The sequence below is a fragment of the Bartonella sp. CL63NXGY genome, assembly GCF_042194905.1.
GTDB lineage: Bacteria > Pseudomonadota > Alphaproteobacteria > Rhizobiales > Rhizobiaceae > Bartonella.
Map to the genome: position 1 here is coordinate 1 of NZ_JBHINK010000028.1, position 5846 is coordinate 5846.

The following is a 5846-nucleotide window of genomic DNA, read 5'->3' on the forward strand; positions in this document are numbered from 1 at the left end:
TCCGTTGAGGTTCCACTAATGTCTCCATTTTTAAGAGACGTAATCTTGCTGTTCTCTTTACTGTCCCCATGCGTCGCCACAAAGGCATTCGCCGTTTGGCTCCAGATTAAAGCATCACCATTAACCGCTTGAGTAATATTACTTAGTTTTTCATCAAACTTTTTGACCTCATTAGACAGATGAGTGTTCACATTCTTGACACTCGTATCAAGACCCGCAAAAGCGCTACCAACATCATTGAAGCTTGTCTTTCCCACATCACCATCTGCAGAAATATTAGAGATCTCGTAAGTCGGAGCTGTCCATGTGCCACCTTCATACTTAGCTTTACCACCTAAAGATTGCGCAACACTGCTCCCTAGAGCATATAGCTGATTGCCCGCTACAGCATCACTTGAGTCTTTAGTTATAGACCCATTGGTAAGCGATGTTATCTTGCTGCTTGCATTCTCTTCACCATGCGTCGCTACAAAAGCATGTGCAGTGTCGCTCCAATTCAAGGAATCACTCTTTGCTTCAGCAATATCTTTGCTAATTTCATCCTTAATATTCGTGATAGAATTATTCACATTCGCGAAAGAAGTTCCTACACCAGCAAACGCTGTTGCTACATCATGATACTCTTTATCTTCTGTTTTGCCATCTTCTTTCACGCTCTTAACTGTGAATGTAGGCGCACTCCAAGTTCCATTCTCATACTTAGCTTTACCACCTAAAGACTTCGCAACATCGCCACCCAATTTATGAAGCTGGTTACCCGCTACAGCATCCGTTGAGGTTCCACTAATGTCTCCATTTTTAAGAGACGTAATCTTGCTGTTCTCTTTACTGTCCCCATGCGTCGCTACAAAGGCATTCGCCGTTTGGCTCCAGATTAAAGAATCACTTTTTTCACCAGCAATTTCTTTGCTAATCTCATTTTTAATATTCGTGATAGAATCACCAACACCGGCAAAGGCAGACGCGACACTGTCATAAGTCGAGTCAGTAACGTCACCATCAGAATTGAAGCGCTTAACCTTGAATGTAGGAGCAGTCCACGTGCCATTCTCATACCTAGCGTTACCACCTAAAGATTTTGCAACATCGCCACCCAATTTATGAAGCTGATTACCCGTTACGGCATCCGTGGAACCAGCATTAATGGTGCCATCTAAAAGAGATGTAAGCTTGCTATTGCTTTTGCTATCTTTCTCTCCATGCGTCGCTACAAAGGCACCTTTAGCCTTATCCCACAACAACGCATCAGCCTGAGCAGTGCTAATTTCATTGGTAATCTCTTTATGTAAATCCGTGAAAGAAGTGCCTACACCGGCAAACGCTGAAGCCACATCTGTATAGCTCTCCTCACTCTCAGTACCATCAGATTTTACTGTTTTAACCGTGAACTTAGGCTTGCTCCATTGGCCATCCTCATACTTAGCACCACCACCTAAAGACTTCGCAACATTGCTCCCTAGAGCATATAGCTGGTTACCAGCTACAGCATCCGTTGACGTTCTACTAATGTCTCCATTTTTAAGAGATGTAATCTTGCTGTTCTCTTTACTATCCCCATGCGTCGCTACAAAGGCATTCGCCGTTTGGCTCCAGATTAAAGAATCACTTTTTTCACCAGCAATTTCTTTGCTAATCTCATTTTTAATATTCGTGATAGAATCACCAACACCGGCAAAGGCAGACGCGACACTGTCATAAGTCGAGTCAGTAACGTCACCATCAGAATTGAAGCGCTTAACCTTGAATGTAGGAGCAGTCCACGTGCCATTCTCATACTTAGCGTTACCACCTAAAGATTTTGCAACTTTATCACCTAGAGTATAAAGCTGGGAACCATTAACGGCATCGGTTGACATTTTTGAGAGCTCACCAGGAGAAACCTTCAAAAGACGCCGTGTCTTACCTTCACTACTCTCAAAAGTCACGTCAGTTAATACTGAGGTAGGAGCAATAGCTATCACAGTTGGCCCATCATCCGCTCGGTTTAGTGCACTGGGTAAGCTTCTTATAAGAGAAAAGCTGTCTGTGTTCTTATGCTGATCATCACTTTGAGATGGATTATCTTGTTTTTCCCCAATAGCATGGGGTTCCTTTATCTCAACAAGCTGATGATTTAAACCTGCCAAATCACTATTAGTGCCAGAAAATGCATCCGCAACACTTTTATAACCTTCTACATTCTTATAACCTTCCGTACCTGCAAATGCAGTATCAAAAGCAGCTTTAGTCTGAAACTTAATATTAAGACTAAAGTTCTTGGGGGTATCCTCCCCCTCCACAAATGCAGAGCCACTATCTCTATACAATTTACTGCCAACTACATAGGCTGGCGGTATACCTTTAAGCGCATTTGCACCACCACTAAAGTCGTTTGATTTGTTATTTAAAATCTGAGTAGCAGCAGCAACAGGAGAAACATTTGATAAAAAGATAATCACTGAAGCCAATGAAAGCGCTTTAATAAAAAGCCGTCGATAAAACGAGCAAGAATTTTTACAATCATTCACCACTAGCGCTTTTGGTGTGGTATATAATTTTTTCATAACAAATTCTCCAAATAAGAAATACATATTTAGAACATTAAAAAGTCATATTTCAGTGCTAGGGGTGATTAACGACGTGATTTTTGTTTGTTCTCTATAAAGTTTGAGTTTGCCGCAGAGGCGAACAGAAGTAATTAGAAGTCCGGCAAGGTTGTGATGGACGTTGATTAAAGGTTTGGTTAATGGGTTTTTTATTTTTTCCGCTTTTAAGAAGGATGCTTTTTTTTGCAACAAAACTCCTGAATGAGGGTGAAAAACGGATATGAAGAAGACATACTTGCGCCCTATTGTTAGATCTGCGGTTTATAGTTTTTAAAGTAAAAGAGTTCATTTTGTATAATTAAGAGGCTGTAATGTTTATTAGGGGAAAAGGTTAAGTTGTTGGCTGAATGATTTAGAGTACTTGTTGTGAAATCATTACGCTTTTATCGCGGGGGTAAGAGGTATACTCTTGAGCTTTAGATTTTTTTCTCTCAAAGAGCTTCAAAATAAAATGAAGGTGATTGTTTGTTTTTTTCATAATCCGTCGCGCCCCCCTTGCGAGCATCTTTCTGTTTTTACCAAAATGAGTCTTACTAAAGAATATTTCGCAATGTTATAGACTATTGCGTAAAATAGCAAGAGGAAAATGAATTTAATTATTTTTACAGAATGAGTCTTTCCGATTTATACAATCGTAAAATATCCTTATAACTTTAAAATTCATAGATTCCATGCACTATAGACTTGTCTAGAGGTTCTGTTTAATCGTTCGTTTTAGGTGTCCCATTTTGATCAAAATGAGTCTTACTAATAATTGCCGCTGTTGCGTACCTCATGATTGCTACTGCTATGCACAGAGCAAATAAATAAAATAATAATAATACGATTTTTGATTTTTTTAAACGTATCCCCCCAATGGATATTTTCTATCAATGAAATTATAGAACGTACAGTTTTAAAATACTGTGCGATTACGCACTCTATCAATTTATATGAGAGTATTACGCTGTATTTATAAAATTTTTGTTAAAGTAATTCACTTTTTACTAAAATCAATCTCACTAAGATTATTACTATAGAATACCTTGTTATAAGACTTTATAAGTATACTACTCTATGGACTTCTCTGTAAAATATTACTTCTCTATAATATAAAATTTCGCCCTTGTCTGATGAGACAAGGGCGAAACTTCGCTTAAATTGTAGTTTTTCATATTCTCTGGTGTTATTTTAATTTCAGAGTTATTCCACCACCTACACCCCACTGACCGCCAGCACTGGTTGCTGATAGATTAGAACGAATCTTGCCATCTTCAGATGTATAACCTGCACCAATCGCAAAGGCAGATTGTCCACGCCAAAAACCACCACCAAATGAAACACTCACAGATCCTGGGTCATCGAAGTAACGTAAGTTAGAGACTGCCAAACCAATCGCTGCTGCTTGCCTTGCCTCTTTGCGCACATTCGTAATATCATAACTTAGTGCGTCAAACTTCATATCGGTATAGGATTTCGCCGCATTAACACCATTATCGACTTGTTCTTTAGTATACTCTTTCGCACTTTCAAGAGTAATCTTCATCTGCTCCGCGGTATGATCGTATAACTGACCACCATTCACTGCGTCCTTAGAGCCATGTTCAATTTTTCCACCTTGAACATTCGTAATCAAAACAGGCTCACTGTCATCGACACCTTTTAGAGTGATGCTATTGATTTTCTTTCCGCTATCATCGGTATCATAGCTAACCGCAACATTCACCTTGTTTTCAACTTCTGTTACCCTGCCTGTAACGTCGGTTACATTTTTTTCAACTTCTGTTACCTTGTTATTCATCTGCGAAAACTGATAGTCAGTCACTTCATAAGTTGACTTTTCTAAAATTTCACTAGGAGCAACAGTTACCGTGGTTGAATTATCCGCCTCATCTATGGCGCTTTCTTCCTCATCTATGGCAAGAGGTAAGCTTCTTAGAAAACGTGCGCTTCTCATAAAAGGAAAGCCTTCTGAAATAATATCCGAAGAATTATCTTGAGGTGTATAACTTTTTTCAATAATACCAACGCTATCCTTTATCTTAACAATCTCCTCATTCAAACTTGTGAAAGCACTATTAACGCCAGAAAACGCATCTGCAACATTAGTATAGTTTTTCTCAGTTTCATTACCATTCTTATCAAAGGCTTTAACTGTAAATGTAGGATCTGACCATTTTCCCGCTTTATCATATCCAGCACCACCGCCAAAATAATGTGCAAATGCCTGAGCCATAAAATAAATTTGACCACCATTTACCGCTTCGGTCGATGTTGCCGTAAATGCACCCCCTTTAACACCAGAGAGAACTCGTGGAAAATTAATACCGTTTGCAATATCTATTCTATCACCACCCTTGTCTCCACCAATCGTAATAAGCCCAACGCTATTTTGCTTAACAAAACTATCACCTGTCACACTTTCGATCTTTTGATTAAGATTCGTAAAAGAACTACTTACACCAGAAAGCGCTTCCCCAACATTCTTATAGTTCTTTTCAGTCCCACTACCATTTTTATCAAAAACCTTAACTGTAAAAGTAGGAGCATTCCAATTTCCATCTTTATCATATCCAGCATTATCACTAAAATAACTAGCAGCTACATTGCTCATGGCATAAAATTGAGAGCCATTTATCGCATCAGTCGATGTTGCTGTAATCGAACCAGCCTTAACACCCGCAAGAGTCCGTGCCACATTATCAACATTCGCGATATTTACCCTGGCCCCACTTACTTTTCCACCAATGCTAATAAGTCCGGTATCATCTTGCTTAACAAGATTATCACCTGTCCCATCAATGACTATATTTTCAATCTTTTTATCAAGATTCGTGAAAGAACTACTTACGCCAGTAAAGGCATCCGCAACATTCTTATAGTCCTTTTCAGTTCCATTACCATTTTTATCAAAGACCTTAACTGTAAAAGTAGGAGCACTCCAGTTTCCATCTTTATAGCCAGCACCACCACCAAAATAGCCTGCAACTACATTGCTCATGGAATAAAGTTGAGAACCATTTATCGCATCAGTGGACGCTGCTGTAATCGAACCAGCCTTAACACCTGAAAGAGTCCGAACTGCATTATCAACGTTTGCAATGCTTACCTTAGTTCCACTTACTTCTCCACCAATGCTAATAAGTCCTGTATCATCTTGCTTAACAAGACTATTACTTGCCACCTTAATATTTTCAATCTTTGCATCAAGATTCGTGAAAGAACTACTTACGCCAGTAAAGGCATCCGCAACATTCTTATAGTCCTTTTCAGTTCCATTAC

At 39.2% G+C, this 5846-nt stretch carries 1 protein-coding gene and 1 pseudogene; both read right to left on the reverse strand.

Annotation, left to right across the window (positions count from 1 at the left end; genetic code table 11):
• Positions 1-2543: pseudogene (locus tag ACFIK0_RS08605) on the reverse strand (hypothetical protein); the annotation flags it as partial.
• 1207 nt (positions 2544-3750) lie between these two features.
• Positions 3751-5846 (reverse strand): YadA-like family protein (locus ACFIK0_RS08610; protein WP_375663828.1); only part of this gene is annotated, 2096 nt, incomplete at its 5' end.